Raw genomic sequence first — 14,670 nt, forward strand, 5'->3', positions numbered from 1 at the left:
GCTAGCCACGGGTTCTAACGGACACAGGGGACACTATTTCCCTGTTTTAGGGCTAATCTAAATTCTAACGGACTGGGAAACCGTTATTTGGCCTAAAATGCCCCGAAAACCTCCAAAAACAGCCGAATAGCGGCTCTCCTGTCCGTTAGATTTCCAATTGGGCTAGAAACACAAAATTGCGTCTTGTGTGTCCGTTAGAAGGCGGTTCTGGTTACGAACAGCTCAAACACTTTGTCACACCGATCTACACATGCCTTACGAGTTACACTAACCTATCAGCTCCCCACAAGAAACACTAATCGCCAAAGGCAGCTCCCGCAAGAAACACTATAGCTACTCCCCATAGCACCCTACACAATCCAAATCACGCCAAAACTCACACAATAGCTGCGCGCTAATCTATTACCAGTAAGCTACTTTTCCGACACGCATCAGTACCTGCACGCCCCGCAATAAGCGGTTAAATGGCAGAATGGCAGAATGGCGGAGTGGCAGTGTGGCAAGCAGGCGGGCGAGCACGGGTTCTAACGGACACAGGGGACGCTATTTCCCTGTTTTAGGGCTAATCTAAATTCTAACGGACTGGGAAGCCGTTATTTGGCCTAAAATGCCCCGAAAACCTCCAAAAACAGCCGAATAGCGGCTCTCCTGTCCGTTAGATTTCCAATAGGGCTAGAAACGCAAAATAGCGTCTTGTGTGTCCGTTAGAAGGCGGCTCTGGTCAGCTCAAACACTTTGTCGCACCGATCTACACATGCCTTACGAGTTACACTAACCTATCAGCTCCCCACAAGAAACACGCTAATCGCCAAAGGCAGCTCCCGCAAGAAACACTATAGCTACTCCCCATAGCACCCTACACAATCCAATCACCCTAATACTCACACAATAGCTGCACGCTAATCTATTACCAGTAAGCTACTTTTCCGACACGCATCAGTACCTGCACGCCCCGCAATAAGCGGTTTGACCCTACGTAAGACATGACAGGCTCAGCTCCCGCAGGTTATAATGGTACAAGTTCGATCATCACTTCATTACAAAGCAAAGGATAGTCAACATGGACCTGTTTACATATGCCGCATCACAAGAACCGGCCGGGAAGCTGCTGGCAGACCGGATGCGCCCGACAACGCTGGACGAATATATCGGCCAGGAGCAGATTGTCGGCAAAGGCAAGCTGCTGCGCAGAGCCATCGAAGCCGATCAAGTCAGCTCGATTCTGCTCTACGGCCCGCCGGGGACCGGCAAAACGACCTTAGCCGGCATCATCGCGAACCGCACGCAAGGCGAGTTCATGAAGCTGAATGCGGTCGATGCTTCGGTCAAAGACGTGCGCGAGATCATCGAGCTGGCCAAAAACAACAAAGCGATGTACGGCCGCAAGACGATCTTGTTCCTTGACGAGGTGCACCGCTTCAACACCTCGCGGCAGGATGCGCTGCTGCCTGCCGTGGAGCAGGGCATCCTCATCTTCATCGGGGCGACCACAGAGAACCCGTTCCACCATGTGAACGGGGCTCTGCTGTCGCGCTCGACGCTGTTTCAGCTCGAGCCCCTCACGGCGGAGCATGCGCTGATCGCCATGCGCAGAGCCATCGCCGACCCCGTCAAGGGGCTCGGCTTCATGCGCCTCCAAGTGGACGAGGAGGCGCTGGAGCACATCGCGCGGATGGCCGTCGGCGACATCCGCCGCTCCCTGAACGCGCTGGAGCTGGCAGCGCTGACGACTTCCCCCGAACCGGACGGCACGGTTCGGATCACGCTCGAGGTGGCGGAGGAGTCGATCCGCCGCCCGATCGTGAAAGCGGACGAGTCGACGCAATACGACGTCTTGTCCGCTTTCCACAAGAGCTTACGCGGCTCCAGCGACGCCGCGCTGTTCTGGTTCTTCTATGCCGTCGAGAAGCTCGGCATGGATCCCATGACGTTCCTGCGGCGCCTGATCGTCTGCTGCAGCGAAGACATCGGCCTGGCGAACCCTCAGGCGATGATCCAGTCCGTGACAGCCATGGACGCTTATCATAAGATTGGCTGGCCGGAATCGAAGTACATCATTTCCCAGGCAATTTTGTTCGCCGTAGAAAGTCCGAAGTCGAATTCCATCCCGATCGCGATTTCCCGCGCGGAGCAGCTGATGGAGCGTGTGAGATCCGCCGATGTGCCGCTTCATCTGCGGGATACCCATTACAAAGGTGCCGAGAAGCTCGGGCACAAAGGATATATGTATCCGCATGATTACCCCGGCCACTTCGTTCAGCAGCAGTATTTGCCGGATGAAATCAAGCATGAAATCATCTTCGCCGCCAGCGAACAAGGGACGGAAGAGAAAATGCGGCAGAACCAGCTCAAAAGAAGAGGGAAGCCTGCGGATCTATAGGATCGGCAGGTTCCCTCTTTTTTCTTGTTCCATATCAATGCTGTAAAGCTTCTCTGTAACAGGGTTATACCGAATCGAAACAATCAGCGGAAATTCCTTGCCTTGATGTCTGACCCAGAATCGGAACTGCTGTTGATCCACGCCAGCCGCAACATGGGAATGGCCCATGTACTTGTAATCGAGCAGGGTATATACTTTGCCGGCTTCCCTGAAAGCAAGACGGCTCCATTTGGCATAAGAGGGATCGGGTTCTTGGTAGTTGGCGGCATGAATGGCTATGGTTTGCTGGGGGCCTGTCAGCATGCCTGGCTGAGCCTGTGAAGCATCGCAGCAGCCTAGCCCGATAAGGAGAAATACGGTTGAGAGTGTACTCATTCGCTCACACCTTTCGCCAATAGGGTTCGCTCTGTAAGTTGGCGACATACGGCGGGGCTAACGGTAAATTTGGCCACATCGCAGGACTCAAATAAAAAAGCCTGTTCCTCCAACCTGGAACAGGCTTCATCCTTATAACTTGAATATCTTCCCTAAATACGCAGCGGCGGCTTGACTGTATCGTTCCTGCACATAAGCTCTGAACCGGCTTCTTGCCTCCGGCGTTGGCTCCGTATTCGGCTTCAAACGGTGAAGCTCCATCCAATGCAGCGCCGTCATGTAGCAAGCGCTATTCCAGCCGTTTTTGGTTCCGTTGGCATTCAATCGCTCGCTGATTCCCGCAATAACAAGATCCGTTGTGCTTTGCAGTTCAATGAGCGCCCGGTCGAATTCGGCTTTGGACTCCTTAGCCTTCATGCCGGTCACAGCCCGCAGTTCCTTAACATCGATGCCTTCGTTCGCTTCTACGGCTTGGAACAGTTGGACGGCCGACTTGGGAAGCTGCCCGTCCTCATACCGTTCTTCAACGGAGTACGGGTCTTCCAGCAGGTTCTTGACCAGTGGAAAGAGGTCGGCCGAAATCAACAAAGGCTTCTTCGCGAAGAACCTTCCGTAAGCGGCAAGTCCGTCGCCTGGCAGCCGATCCCGCCATAGCCAAGGATCCGTCTCGAGTCCGGTGTGCCACTGATCGTGCGTCGTTACGGATTCAAGAGAGGGATGATCGGGGATGAAAGAGGAGAGAGGCAGAATACCAACCTCTTTCACGATAGCTTTAACATCCTCGTAAGTGTTAGCGCGCAGCGAGACTTCATTCACTTTGGGCATTGCAATCATCCTTCCTCGCGTTCCTTGTGCTTATTTGTGAACTTGATCAATGACGCCGCCGCCCAAGCAAACGTCCCCGTCATAGAACACGACGGCTTGTCCGGGAGTAACGGCCTTCTGCGGCGAATCGAAAACGACTTCCACGGTTCCGTTCTCTGCAAATGTAAGCGTCACGCCTTGATCGGGCTGGCGGTAACGGAATTTGGCCGTACAGGTGAAGGCCCCTTGCGGCTTAACAGGTGAAATCCAGTTCACGTCGGTGGCCGTTAATCCCTTGGAGTAGAGGCCGGGATACTGTTCGCCTTGAACGACGAGCAGCTCGTTCGTTTCCAAATTTTTGTCGACGACAAACCATGGCTCGCCTGAGCCGGAACCGCCGATGCCAAGCCCTTGTCTTTGGCCGAGCGTATAGTACATGAGGCCGTCATGGCGGCCTTTGATATCGCCGTTGCGAATATCGACCATGTTGCCAGGTTTGGCGGGTAAATACTGGCTGAGGAATTCTTTGAAGTCCCGTTCGCCGATAAAGCAGATGCCGGTGCTGTCTTTCTTCTTGGCTGTCGCGAGACCAGCGGCCTCGGCAATCTTGCGGACTTCCGGCTTCGGCAGATGGCCGATCGGGAACATCGCCTTGGACAGCTGATGCTGTGTCAGTACATTCAGGAAATACGTCTGATCCTTACCGGGATCGTTGCCCCGAAGAAGCTTGTACTCCCCATTCTCTTCTTTCACCTGCGCATAGTGGCCTGTCGCAATATAATCGCCGCCCAGGTCCAAGACCTTCTGGAGAAGCTCCCCGAATTTGATTTCCCGGTTGCACATCACATCCGGATTCGGCGTACGGCCTTTGGTATACTCGTCCAAGAAGTAGGCGAATACCTTGTCGTAATATTGTTTCTCGAAATTCACTGTATAGAAAGGGATGCCGAGCTGGTCGCACACTCTGCGGACATCCTCTGCATCTTCTTCGGCTGTGCAATGGCCAAATTCGTCGGTATCGTCCCAATTTTTCATGAAAATGCCGATCACTTCATAGCCCTGCTCCTTCAGCAGCAAAGCGGCTACGGACGAGTCGACACCCCCGGACATGCCGAGAATAACGCGTGTTTTCTTGTTCATCGCTCCTGTTCCTCTTTTCCATCTTGTAAGACATTTTTGTAAACACAAACTATTATACATCTCAACCCTTGAAAATTAAAATATTTCATGAGAATGTCATTGTTTTCCCCCACAGAAGAAGGAATCTATGATACCATGTATATGATATACGGATGTTTAGGAATGTTTTTGCTAAAAATGGAAACGCTGTTTACCAAGACAGGGACGAGCCTTAGTCTTAATGCGGGCATAGCCATTGGTAAGCGTCATAATTTTTCGTCATATCAATTAGCCCCTTGGATGGCATATATGTTATTAAATGAGGTGTAATTTTTGAAAATTTCCACAAAAGGCCGCTATGGTTTAACTATTATGATGGAGCTGGCCAATCGAGTCGGTGAAGGTCCTACTTCACTCAAAAGCATTGCGGAAAAGCATCAACTGTCCGAGCACTATCTGGAACAGCTGGTCGCACCATTGCGTAACGCGGGATTGGTCAAGAGTATTCGCGGAGCGTACGGCGGGTATATCCTTTCGAAATCCGCCGATCAAGTAACAGCAGGCGAAGTGATTCGCGTTCTGGAAGGGCCGATCTCTCCGGTCGATTTCACGGAAGAAGACGATCCGGCCAAGCGTGATCTCTGGATCCGGATTCGCGACAGCATTGCGGAAGTGCTGGATTCAACAACGCTCGCGAACTTGATCTCCTTCGAGGATCAAGGCAAGCACGATAACTACATGTTCTATATCTAAAGGTGATTATGAATCCAATTTATCTTGATCACGCGGCAACGACGCCGGTGCATCCCGAAGTCATGGAAGCGATGCTTCCTTACTATACAACGTATTTTGGCAATCCTTCCAGCACCCATAGCTTCGGCAGAGCGACAAGAACAGCACTTAACAGGTTTCGTGACGCGATGGCGAAGTCCTTGGGCTGTCTGCCTGCCGAGCTCATCTTCACGAGCGGTGGAACGGAGAGCAATAACATGGCCATCTTCGGGATCATCCAGGCAGGTGGAGAAGGCAAGAAGCACATCATCACTTCATCCATTGAGCATCACGCTGTTCTGCATCCATGCGAACGGTTGGAGAGCCTCGGTTATGAGGTGACTTACCTGCCAGTAGGTCCGACTGGTCTTATTCAAATGGAAGATGTTGAGTCCGCTATTCGTCCCGACACGGCTCTAATCTCCATCATGTATGTGAATAATGAGGTCGGCACCATTCAGCCGATTGAACAGATCGGGCGTCTGGCCCGCAGCCGGAATATCCCCTTCCATGTAGATGCCGTGCAGGCGTTAGGTAAGCTGCCCATTCATCTGCATGATCTTCCCGTCGATATGCTAAGCTTATCGGCTCACAAAATATACGGACCTAACGGAATTGGCGCTTTATACGTGTCCAAGAACACCAAGCTTGTCCCGCATGTCTATGGCGGCTCGCAGGAGCGCAAGCGCCGGGCGGGAACAGAGAATGTGGCGGCAATAGCCGGCTTCGCCAAGGCTGTAGAGCGGATACTGCCAATGACGGACAGCTTCTATGAGCAAGCCGCGAAACTTAACCGCAGCTTGATTGCCTCCCTGGAGCAGCAATTGGGCCGCGAGGCTTTCGTCATCAACGGGCATCCGGAGCAGCGCGTTCCGCACATTGTGAATATCAGCTTCCCGGGCGTCTCGACCGAAACGATGCTGATGAATCTTGATCTGGAGGACGTGGCCGCGGCAAGCGGCTCGGCTTGTACGTCAGGCTCGCTGGAAGTATCCCATGTGCTGCAAGCGATGAAACTGCCAGAAAATGTTACCTCCTCAGCCGTTCGATTTAGCTTTGGAATGGGGAATTCTAAAGATCAAATTGAAACAGCTGCCCAGAAAATTGCAACCATTGTCAAACGGCTGCGTACTAATTAGTACCGGGTGGTTCTAGGGGGAAAACACCTTGCGCAAAGCGCACGATTTGATCGGACTTCCCGTTCTGACGGTAGAATCCGGCAAGCAGATAGGTCAAGTTAAAGATTTGCTGATTGACCCTGAGTGGAATATACGAGGGATCATCCTGGAAGCGAAGATGTGGTTTTCCTCCTTACGGTATGTACCGTGGGATGGCGTCGTTGCTGCCGGAGAAGATGCCGTTACCATACCGAACGAACATGTCATTATCGAATTCGAGCATACGGGAGAGTGTCATGCTCTTCTGGAAGGAAGCCGGCGAATCAAGGGACTTCCTGTCGTCACAGTCGGTGGAGACAAATTAGGCATGGTAGAAGATGTTTATTTAACCCAGGATTGGGGTAAACAAATAGTAGGTTATGAATTGTCCGAAGGGTTTATTTCTGATTTAAAAGAAGGGCGAAGATGGCTCCCGATGCCGGAGACGGCGACGAAGGGAGACGATGCCATCATCGTGCCCGTACATTGCGCTCAGGAAGTTGAAGAACTCTTCGTATCCAAAGAAGAATAGGGTGAGCAAGATGCGTTGTCCAAACTGTAATTCCAAAGACATTGGAAAAATCGGTTCCCACCAATTTTACTGCTGGGGTTGCTTTATCGAACTCAGCGTGAACGGAGAGAAGATGTCCGTCTACCAAGTAGAGGAAGACGGTACGCTAAGTTCTCTGGATGATTTGTTTTTTGAAGAAGAAATGCCTCTGGTCCAAGAACACGCCAATTAACCATAATACACCAAAAACGTTACTTTTCCAGCGCGGCCGTGCCGGAGAGGTAACGTTTTTTGCCGTTTTCATCGCCACCGAGGTTAATTTGACCAGCATGTACATATACTGTATGGGCATTAACATTATTTGAATGACCGAGGTGAACACAGGTGGAACGTTTTTGGAGAAACCGCTGGTTTGTTGGGCTCATTTATTTGCTGCTTGCTCTGGCCTGCCTGTATATGCTGCTGCAAATCAAGCCGATTCTGCTGAGCTTGTTTACGTTCTTGAAAGCCATCCTGATGCCATTCTTCATCGCCGTGATTATTTCGTACATTTTGAATCCGGTCGTCAATATGTTGAACCAACGGAAGGTTCCCAGGACGATTGCGGTGCTGCTTATTTACAGCGTCTTTATTTCATCGCTCACAGTCATCATTATGAATATGACACCGATGTTCATGACGCAAATTGCGGAGTTAAATGAACACATGCCGCAGATGGCGGTGAAGGCGCAGTCGCTTGTAGACGGTTTTAATCAAAATAAGCTGCTGCCGGATAGTGTCCGTACGGGGTTCAACAATTCCTTGACGAAGCTGGAAAACAGTATTTCGATGGCGATCTCCAACTATATGAATCAGATCGGCGCAACGATCTCCATGCTGTTCGTGGCGTTCATCGTGCCGTTCGTTGCGTTCTATATTCTCAAGGATTTTCAAATTATCGAGAAAACAGCTCTGGCGATCGTACCGAAGGAGCACCGGAAGAGAACGGTCAAGCTGCTCCTTGACATCGATACGGCGCTCGGCAATTATATCCGCGGTCAACTGTTGGTCTGTGTCATTATCGGCGGGCTGGCCTATTTGGGGTACTGGCTGATTGATATGCCGTACCCGCTGCTGTTGGCCAGCGTAGTGGCGATCTTCAACATTATCCCATACCTGGGACCGTTCTTCGGGGCAGCGCCCGCGATTATTATGGCTTCAACCATTTCGCTCAGAATGGTGCTGTTCGTGGCGCTCGTCAACATGACCGTGCAAATTCTCGAGGGCAATGTGATTTCACCGCAGGTTGTCGGCAGAAAGCTGCATATGCACCCGCTTGTGATCATATTCGCCTTGCTGGTGGGAGGAGAAGTCGCGGGGATCGTCGGTTTGATCTTAGCCGTGCCTTTCTTCGCCGTCATGAAAGTCATTATTCAGCATATCTTCCTGCATTATGTTCATAAGCAGCCTACGTGACCTGACGAAGCAGCTGGAAGACGCACAAAACCCCTGTAAGCCATGACTTGCGGGATCATGGTTACAGGGGTTCTGTACGAGGGTTGAGGATATTAAAGGGTGTGGCATACGTAAACCATCGAGTGGGCTACGGAGTAAGTATACAAGGTTCGCTTTAAGCGACATACGATAATGAAAATCATTATCAATGAGTTTAGTATACTCTGACTGAGAACGATTGTCAACTAGGTTTTTAAACCGGGATCTCTTTCTTAATGAGCGTTTTGGTCATGATATAGATAATTAGTACGAAAACGGGAGCAATCAGTCCTAACAATGTAAGCGTGGAGACATCCATGCCCGATTCCCGCCCTTCGGTAGAAGAATGTAATGTTCTTACGTTTCCCCATCGGCAATGGTTCCATGACAGTTGTGAATATTGACACCGCTGCGGCATATAGTTATAATTTGCCTTATCTAGATCTATTTCAGAAATCGTTGATGAAATTGAAGTAAGCCATAGTCCACTGTCAGAGATGAGGTTCCGATTCGGGTGAGCAGCAGCTCCTCGTTCCGGCTGAGAGGACCTCTCGGTGCTAGGATGGCTGAACGCTGATTTCGGAGTGTGGATGAACTCCACCGGTTGGACCCGTTACAGATCCGCACAAGGAGATTGCTTTGTTTCCGCTGCTTAAGCTGCGCGGAGGCGAATGCGATAACCAGGGTGGTACCGCGATGATTCGTCCCTGTTCAAGCAGGGGCGTTTTTTGTTTGTTAATCAAACATTAATAAGGAAACTTGGAGGCTTGAGAGAGATGAAAGCAAGTGAAATTCGTTCCAAATGGTTGCAGTTCTTCGCAAGTAAGGGGCATAAGGTAGAGCCGAGCTCCTCGCTCGTCCCTCATAACGATCCGTCGCTGCTCTGGATTAATGCGGGGATTGCGCCTCTGAAGCCTTATTTGGATGGACGTGAAATCCCGGAGAATCCGCGGATTACGAACGCTCAGAAATGTATTCGGACCAACGATATCGAGAACGTCGGCAAAACGCGCCGTCACCATACGTTCTTCGAAATGTTAGGTAACTTCTCCATCGGTGATTATTTCAAGAAAGAAGTTATTCCATGGGCATGGGAGTTCCTGACGGACCCGCAGTGGATCGGATTCGATCCGAACCGGATTTCGGTCACTGTGCATGAAGACGACGAAGAAGCTTTTGAGATATGGAATAAGCAGATCGGCATCCCGGAAGAGCGTATTTACAAGCTCAAAGAAGACAATTTCTGGGACATCGGGGAAGGCCCTTGCGGTCCGTGTACGGAAATCTTTTATGACCGCGGGGACAAATACGGCGATCTTTCCGATCCGGAGTGCTGGCCCGGCGGGGAGAACGAGCGTTTCTTGGAAGTATGGAACCTCGTATTCACACAGTTCAACCACAATAAGGACGGCAGCTACACGCCGCTTCCGAACAAAAACATCGATACGGGCGCAGGCTTGGAGCGCTTTGCTTCCATTCTGCAGGACGTGGATTCCAACTTCGATACGGACCTGTTCAAACCGATCATTGACAAAACTAGTGAGCTTACCGGCGTAACCTACCATACGAATGACGAACACGATGTAGCGTTCAAAGTGATTGCCGATCACATCCGTACGGTTGCTTTCTCCGTAGGCGATGGCGTCCTGCCTTCCAACGAAGGCCGCGGCTATGTCATCCGCCGTCTGCTGCGCCGTGCCGTACGCTACGGCAAGGTGCTTGGCCAAGACAAACCGTTCCTGTATAAACTGGTCGCTACCGTCGGCGAAATCATGGGCGTGTACTACACGGAAGTTGTGGACAAACGCGAATTCATCGAGAAGGTGATTCGTACGGAAGAAGAGCGATTCCACGAAACGCTGAGCGACGGATTGGTTATTCTTGGTGAAATGGTGGAGAAGACGCGTCAAGCAGGCTTGAATCAAATCAGCGGACCTGACGCTTTCAAATTGTACGACACGTACGGCTTCCCGTTCGACCTGACAGAGGATTTCGCTTCCGAGCAAGGCTTGAGCGTTGACCGCGAAGGCTTCGATGCGGCGATGCAGGAGCAGCGCGACCGTGCTCGCGCAGCCAGCCAGAAAGAAGGCGGGATGAAGGTACAGGGCGGCCCGCTGTCCGAATTGACGGTTAAAAGCGAATTTGTTGGTTATAATGAATTGGTAGTTACTGCTAAAATCGAAGCGATCGTTCATGAGAACGAGCTTGTGGACATTGTCGGCGTCGGCGAGACCTGCCAAGTGATTCTTGACCGCACACCTTTCTATGCGGAGAGCGGCGGTCAGGTGAGCGACTTCGGAACGATCAAGAACAAGCAAGTGACGCTGAAAGTGGAAGACGTGATCAAAGCTCCTCACGGTCAGCATGTTCATAAGGTAGTCGTCGAGTCCGGCGTGCTCCGCAAAGGGGATACCGTAGAAGCAATCGTTTCGAGTGCGGAGCGCGGAGATATTATCAAGAACCACACGGCGACGCATCTGCTGCACAAAGCGCTGAAGGAAGTGCTCGGCACTCACGTTAACCAGGCAGGGTCTCTTGTCGAACCGGACCGGCTGCGCTTCGACTTCTCGCACTTCGGAAGCATCAGCGCCGAAGAATTGCAGGATGTGGAGCAGCGTGTCAACCGTCAAATTTGGAATAACACGAATGTGGACATTTCCTTGAAACCGATCGCGGAAGCGAAAGCGATGGGCGCCATGGCGCTGTTCGGCGAGAAATACGGCGATATCGTTCGTGTTGTACAAGTCGGCGATTACAGCTTGGAGCTTTGCGGCGGCTGCCACGTTCAGAACACAGGGCAGATCGGTCTGTTCAAAATCGTCAGCGAATCCGGTATCGGATCAGGCGTACGCCGGATCGAAGCGGTATCCGGCCGCAGCGCGTACGAGTATTTGGACCAGCAGCTGCAACTGCTGAAGGAATCGGCCGGCTTGTTGAAGTCGAACATCCAGGATGTGCCGAAACGGGTGGAAGCGGCGCTGTCGCAAATTAAAGAGTTGTCGCGTGAGAACGAGTCGCTGCGCGGCAAGCTAGACCGCATTGAAGCGGGTTCGCTGGCCGATCAGGTGAAGCAAGCTGCCGGCGTATCGGTACTAGCCGCTCAAGTGAGTGCGGCGGATATGGACTCCCTTCGCAATATCGTCGATGAGATGAAAGTGAAGCTGGGCTCAGCCGTTATCGTGCTCGGCGCAGTTGCTGACGATAAAGTGAACCTGGTTGCAGCGGTTACCCCGGATCTTGTGGCTAAGGGCTTCCATGCCGGCAAGATCATCAAAGAAGTGGCGGCTGCCGTAGGCGGAAGCGGCGGAGGCCGTCCGGATATGGCGCAAGCAGGCGGCAAAGATCCTTCCAAATTGCAAGCGGCATTGTCCGGTGTAGAAGGACTTCTTTCCCAATTTGCATAATTATTTTTTTGTGGGACAGGAATTTTTAAACCCATAGAGAATATAAACCAGTATACACGAACAATTTTCAAATTTTTTACAAATGGTTTCACAAGGAAAGTGAGGTGCTCCTGATGAGTTCCATGGATAAAACGATGAAGTTCAACGTGAAAGCAGAAGAAATCGAAACTTCCCCCAAAGATGTGCTACTGGCGGTGTACGATGCTCTTCAGGAAAAAGGGTATAATCCGATTAACCAGATTGTCGGGTACTTGCTTTCCGGAGATCCTGCTTATATTCCACGGCATAATAATGCGCGGAGCCTCATTCGCAAACGGGAACGCGACGAGCTGATCGAGGAATTGGTTCGCGCTTACCTGGGTCAACACAAATAGAAGGAAATGGGTACCGGCATGAGATGGATTGGCTTGGATTATGGGGATAAAACGATCGGCGTAGCGATAAGCGACGAATTGGGCTGGACGGCCCAAGCGCTTGAAGTCATACACCGGCGTAAGCCTGGGGAAGACATTGAGCGGCTGGAGGCCATCGTCAAGCAGTACGATGTATCCAAGATCGTTGTAGGTCTACCCAAGAATATGAACAACACGATTGGTCCTCGAGGCGAGCTGGCCATTGCTTTCTCGAAAGAATTAGAACAAAAACTAAGTGTACCGGTACATTTGTGGGATGAGCGTTTGACAACCGTAGCAGCCACTCGCACTCTGCTTGAAGCGGATGTGAGCCGTAAGAAACGGAAGGCTGTGATCGATAAAATGGCGGCGCAAATCATCCTGCAGGGGTACATGGATGCCAATATGAAGAGGTGAATGGACATGTCCAAAGAAGAATTGCGTGAAGAGGAACCAGAAATCATTTACATCCCGGACGATGAAGGCAACGAAGAAGAGTTCGAGGTTATCATGAAATTCGAAGTGGACGGTTCTGACAAGAAGTACATGATGGTTGTGCCTACGGACGGAGGAGACGAAGAATCCGACGAAGTGTACGCCTTCCGTTACGAAGAGGATGACGACGGCGAAGATTTGAAGCTGTTCACGATCGAGGATGAGGAAGAATGGAACATCGTGGAAGAAACCTTCAACACGTTGATGGCGGAATTCGATGAGGAAGACGAAGCATGAGTACGACGCCTTCCGACGTATTGCGTAAAGCTTACGGGGATGATATCATTTTGTTTGATGAGCAAAACGAATCGACGGTCTATCATCTTCTTAAAGAATTCGTATATGAGGGTCAAACCTATGCCGTTTTGCAATCGGATCAGTTGAAGAAGGAAGACGAGGTTGCGGTTTTCCGGGTAACGACGGATGCGGACGGGCAATACGAGCTGGAAACCATCGAGGACGACGATGAATGGGAAACCGTTTCGGAGCTCTACGACGAGATGGTTTTTCCGGATGGGGATGACTTGTAAGAAGCAAACAACCGAGCGGAGCGCATCCGCTCGTTTTTGTTTGCTTGGAGAGCTAGCGCAGAGGGGCTGCGCGGCAAGCAAGCCGTTATGCACTTAGGAGGTTTATAGTGAACAACATGCTTGATCATGGCAGTGAAGGCAATGAACCCAGGAAGAGGACGCGCAGAATCGTCCTGATCGTGATAGGTCTGATCCTGCTTCTTCTTGTGGGGACGGCCGCTGGGATCGGACTGTTCATCGTGAATGCGATGCAGCCGGTTGCAGCATCCGAGCAAGAGGTGAGGGTATCCATTCCGCAAGGTGCCGGATCCGTCCAAATTGCCAAAGAGCTTGAGGCCAAAGGTCTTATTAAGAACTCATCCATTTTTACGTACTATCTCAAACTGAAGAAGCAAGGCTCCAGATTTCAAGCCGGCGAGTACGGCATGAAGCCGGGGATTACGTTCGATCAGGTGATTGACAAGCTCAATAAAGGAGAAACCGTAAAGGAAGAGGTTATCCGCGTTACGATTCCCGAGGGGTATACCATCGAACAGATCGCTGCTAAATTGAGCGAGGGGACGCCATGGAGCAAGGATGTATTCCTGCAGATGGCGAATGCTCCTGCGGATTTGAAGAGCGAGACGGCTTTAGCCATCCCCGATAACAAAAACCTGAAGCACAAGCTGGAGGGCTACTTGTTCCCGGAAACCTATGAATTCAAGAAGGGTTCGACGGAACAGGAATTCATTGAGCGCACCTTGCAAGAGCTGGACAAGAAGCTGGCTACGCTGCCTCCCGACTGGAAGGACAAGCTGAAGGAGCGCGGACTGACCGTGCATCAGATGCTGACGATCGCTTCGCTCATTGAGCGGGAGGTCGTGCAGGATGAAGAGCGGGCTCTCGTATCCGGCGTGATCCAAAACAGGCTGAAGAAGAACATGCCGCTGCAAATCGATGCCACGGTGCAATATTTATTCGATAAATCCAAAGAGCGATTGCTGGAGAAGGATTTGCAGATTCAAAGCCCTTACAATACGTATTTGAACACGGGCTTGCCGCCGGGGCCGATCGCCAGTCCCAGTCTGGCTTCGATGAAAGCCGCAATCTACCCGGAAGAGACGAAATATTTGTTCTATGTAACGAAGAAGGATGGAACGAAAGGGCATTTGTTCGCCGAGACGTTCGAGGAACATAAGAAAAATATTGCGGAAAGCAAAAAAGCCGCGAATTAGAAGATGGAAGATGGACAGGAAGCTGACAGAAGGTAGGGTAAGCAA

Annotated in this window: 15 protein-coding genes; 12 read left to right on the plus strand and 3 right to left on the minus strand. The window is 51.2% G+C overall.

The window, feature by feature from the left end; translation table 11 throughout:
• Positions 1-1,060: 1,060 nt before the first annotated feature.
• On the plus strand, positions 1,061-2,380 hold the full coding sequence (locus J2X61_RS17555) for a replication-associated recombination protein A (RefSeq protein WP_274470645.1): 1,320 nt from the start codon (positions 1,061-1,063) through the stop codon (positions 2,378-2,380).
• Here the strand turns inward: J2X61_RS17555 and J2X61_RS17560 are convergent.
• The 3 genes from J2X61_RS17560 to mnmA all read right to left on the minus strand — a co-directional run bounded on the left by J2X61_RS17560 (position 2,375) and on the right by mnmA (position 4,699).
• Entirely contained in the window at positions 2,375-2,755 is a 381-nt protein-coding gene (locus J2X61_RS17560) for a DUF3889 domain-containing protein (protein ID WP_274470644.1), read from the minus strand. The genes J2X61_RS17555 and J2X61_RS17560 overlap by 6 nt on opposite strands.
• Positions 2,756-2,887: 132 nt before the next feature.
• Positions 2,888-3,580, minus strand: a complete 693-nt coding sequence (locus J2X61_RS17565; protein ID WP_310189460.1) for an AlkZ-related protein — start codon at positions 3,578-3,580, stop codon at positions 2,888-2,890.
• A gap of 30 nt (positions 3,581-3,610) precedes the next feature.
• Positions 3,611-4,699 (minus strand): tRNA 2-thiouridine(34) synthase MnmA, encoded by a 1,089-nt coding sequence (gene mnmA, locus J2X61_RS17570; RefSeq protein WP_274470642.1) that lies wholly within the window; start codon positions 4,697-4,699, stop codon positions 3,611-3,613.
• 312 nt (positions 4,700-5,011) lie between these two features.
• On the opposite strand from mnmA, the gene cymR reads away from it, so the two are divergent.
• The 11 genes from cymR to mltG all read left to right on the plus strand — a co-directional run bounded on the left by cymR (position 5,012) and on the right by mltG (position 14,625).
• Complete coding sequence (gene cymR, locus J2X61_RS17575) at positions 5,012-5,431, plus strand: cysteine metabolism transcriptional regulator CymR (RefSeq protein ID WP_274470641.1); 420 nt, start codon at positions 5,012-5,014, stop codon at positions 5,429-5,431.
• Positions 5,432-5,439: 8 nt separating this feature from the next.
• A complete protein-coding gene (locus J2X61_RS17580; RefSeq protein ID WP_274470640.1) occupies positions 5,440-6,588 on the plus strand; it encodes a cysteine desulfurase family protein in 1,149 nt (382 codons plus the stop codon).
• Between the two features lie 28 nt (positions 6,589-6,616).
• Positions 6,617-7,138 carry a PRC-barrel domain-containing protein gene (locus J2X61_RS17585; RefSeq protein WP_310189463.1) on the plus strand — a complete coding sequence of 174 codons (522 nt, stop codon included), beginning with the start codon at positions 6,617-6,619 and terminating at the stop codon, positions 7,136-7,138.
• A gap of 10 nt (positions 7,139-7,148) precedes the next feature.
• The gene (locus J2X61_RS17590; protein ID WP_238169887.1) at positions 7,149-7,349 is read left to right on the plus strand and encodes a hypothetical protein; all 201 of its coding nucleotides are present in this window, start codon (positions 7,149-7,151) and stop codon (positions 7,347-7,349) included.
• A 152-nt stretch (positions 7,350-7,501) separates the two neighbouring features.
• The gene (locus tag J2X61_RS17595) at positions 7,502-8,572 is read left to right on the plus strand and encodes an AI-2E family transporter (protein WP_274470637.1); all 1,071 of its coding nucleotides are present in this window, start codon (positions 7,502-7,504) and stop codon (positions 8,570-8,572) included.
• Between the two features lie 794 nt (positions 8,573-9,366).
• Entirely contained in the window at positions 9,367-11,994 is a 2,628-nt protein-coding gene (gene alaS / locus J2X61_RS17600; RefSeq protein ID WP_274470635.1) for an alanine--tRNA ligase, read from the plus strand.
• Between the two features lie 113 nt (positions 11,995-12,107).
• A complete protein-coding gene (locus J2X61_RS17605) occupies positions 12,108-12,368 on the plus strand; it encodes an IreB family regulatory phosphoprotein (protein WP_028555746.1) in 261 nt (86 codons plus the stop codon).
• Positions 12,369-12,386: 18 nt separating this feature from the next.
• On the plus strand, positions 12,387-12,803 hold the full coding sequence (gene ruvX / locus J2X61_RS17610; RefSeq protein WP_274470634.1) for a Holliday junction resolvase RuvX: 417 nt from the start codon (positions 12,387-12,389) through the stop codon (positions 12,801-12,803).
• A gap of 6 nt (positions 12,804-12,809) precedes the next feature.
• Positions 12,810-13,118, plus strand: coding sequence for a DUF1292 domain-containing protein (locus J2X61_RS17615; protein WP_274470633.1), 309 nt, complete (start codon positions 12,810-12,812; stop codon positions 13,116-13,118).
• Complete coding sequence (locus J2X61_RS17620; protein ID WP_274470631.1) at positions 13,115-13,411, plus strand: DUF1292 domain-containing protein; 297 nt, start codon at positions 13,115-13,117, stop codon at positions 13,409-13,411. The genes J2X61_RS17615 and J2X61_RS17620 overlap by 4 nt, the downstream gene beginning before the upstream one ends.
• Positions 13,412-13,527: 116 nt before the next feature.
• Positions 13,528-14,625: an endolytic transglycosylase MltG gene (gene mltG / locus J2X61_RS17625; RefSeq protein WP_274470931.1), complete on the plus strand. Its 1,098-nt coding sequence runs from the start codon at positions 13,528-13,530 to the stop codon at positions 14,623-14,625.
• The last annotated feature ends 45 nt before the right edge of the window (positions 14,626-14,670 follow it).

This window comes from Bacillus sp. 3255 (assembly GCF_031456485.1).
Lineage (GTDB): Bacteria > Bacillota > Bacilli > Paenibacillales > NBRC-103111 > Paenibacillus_E.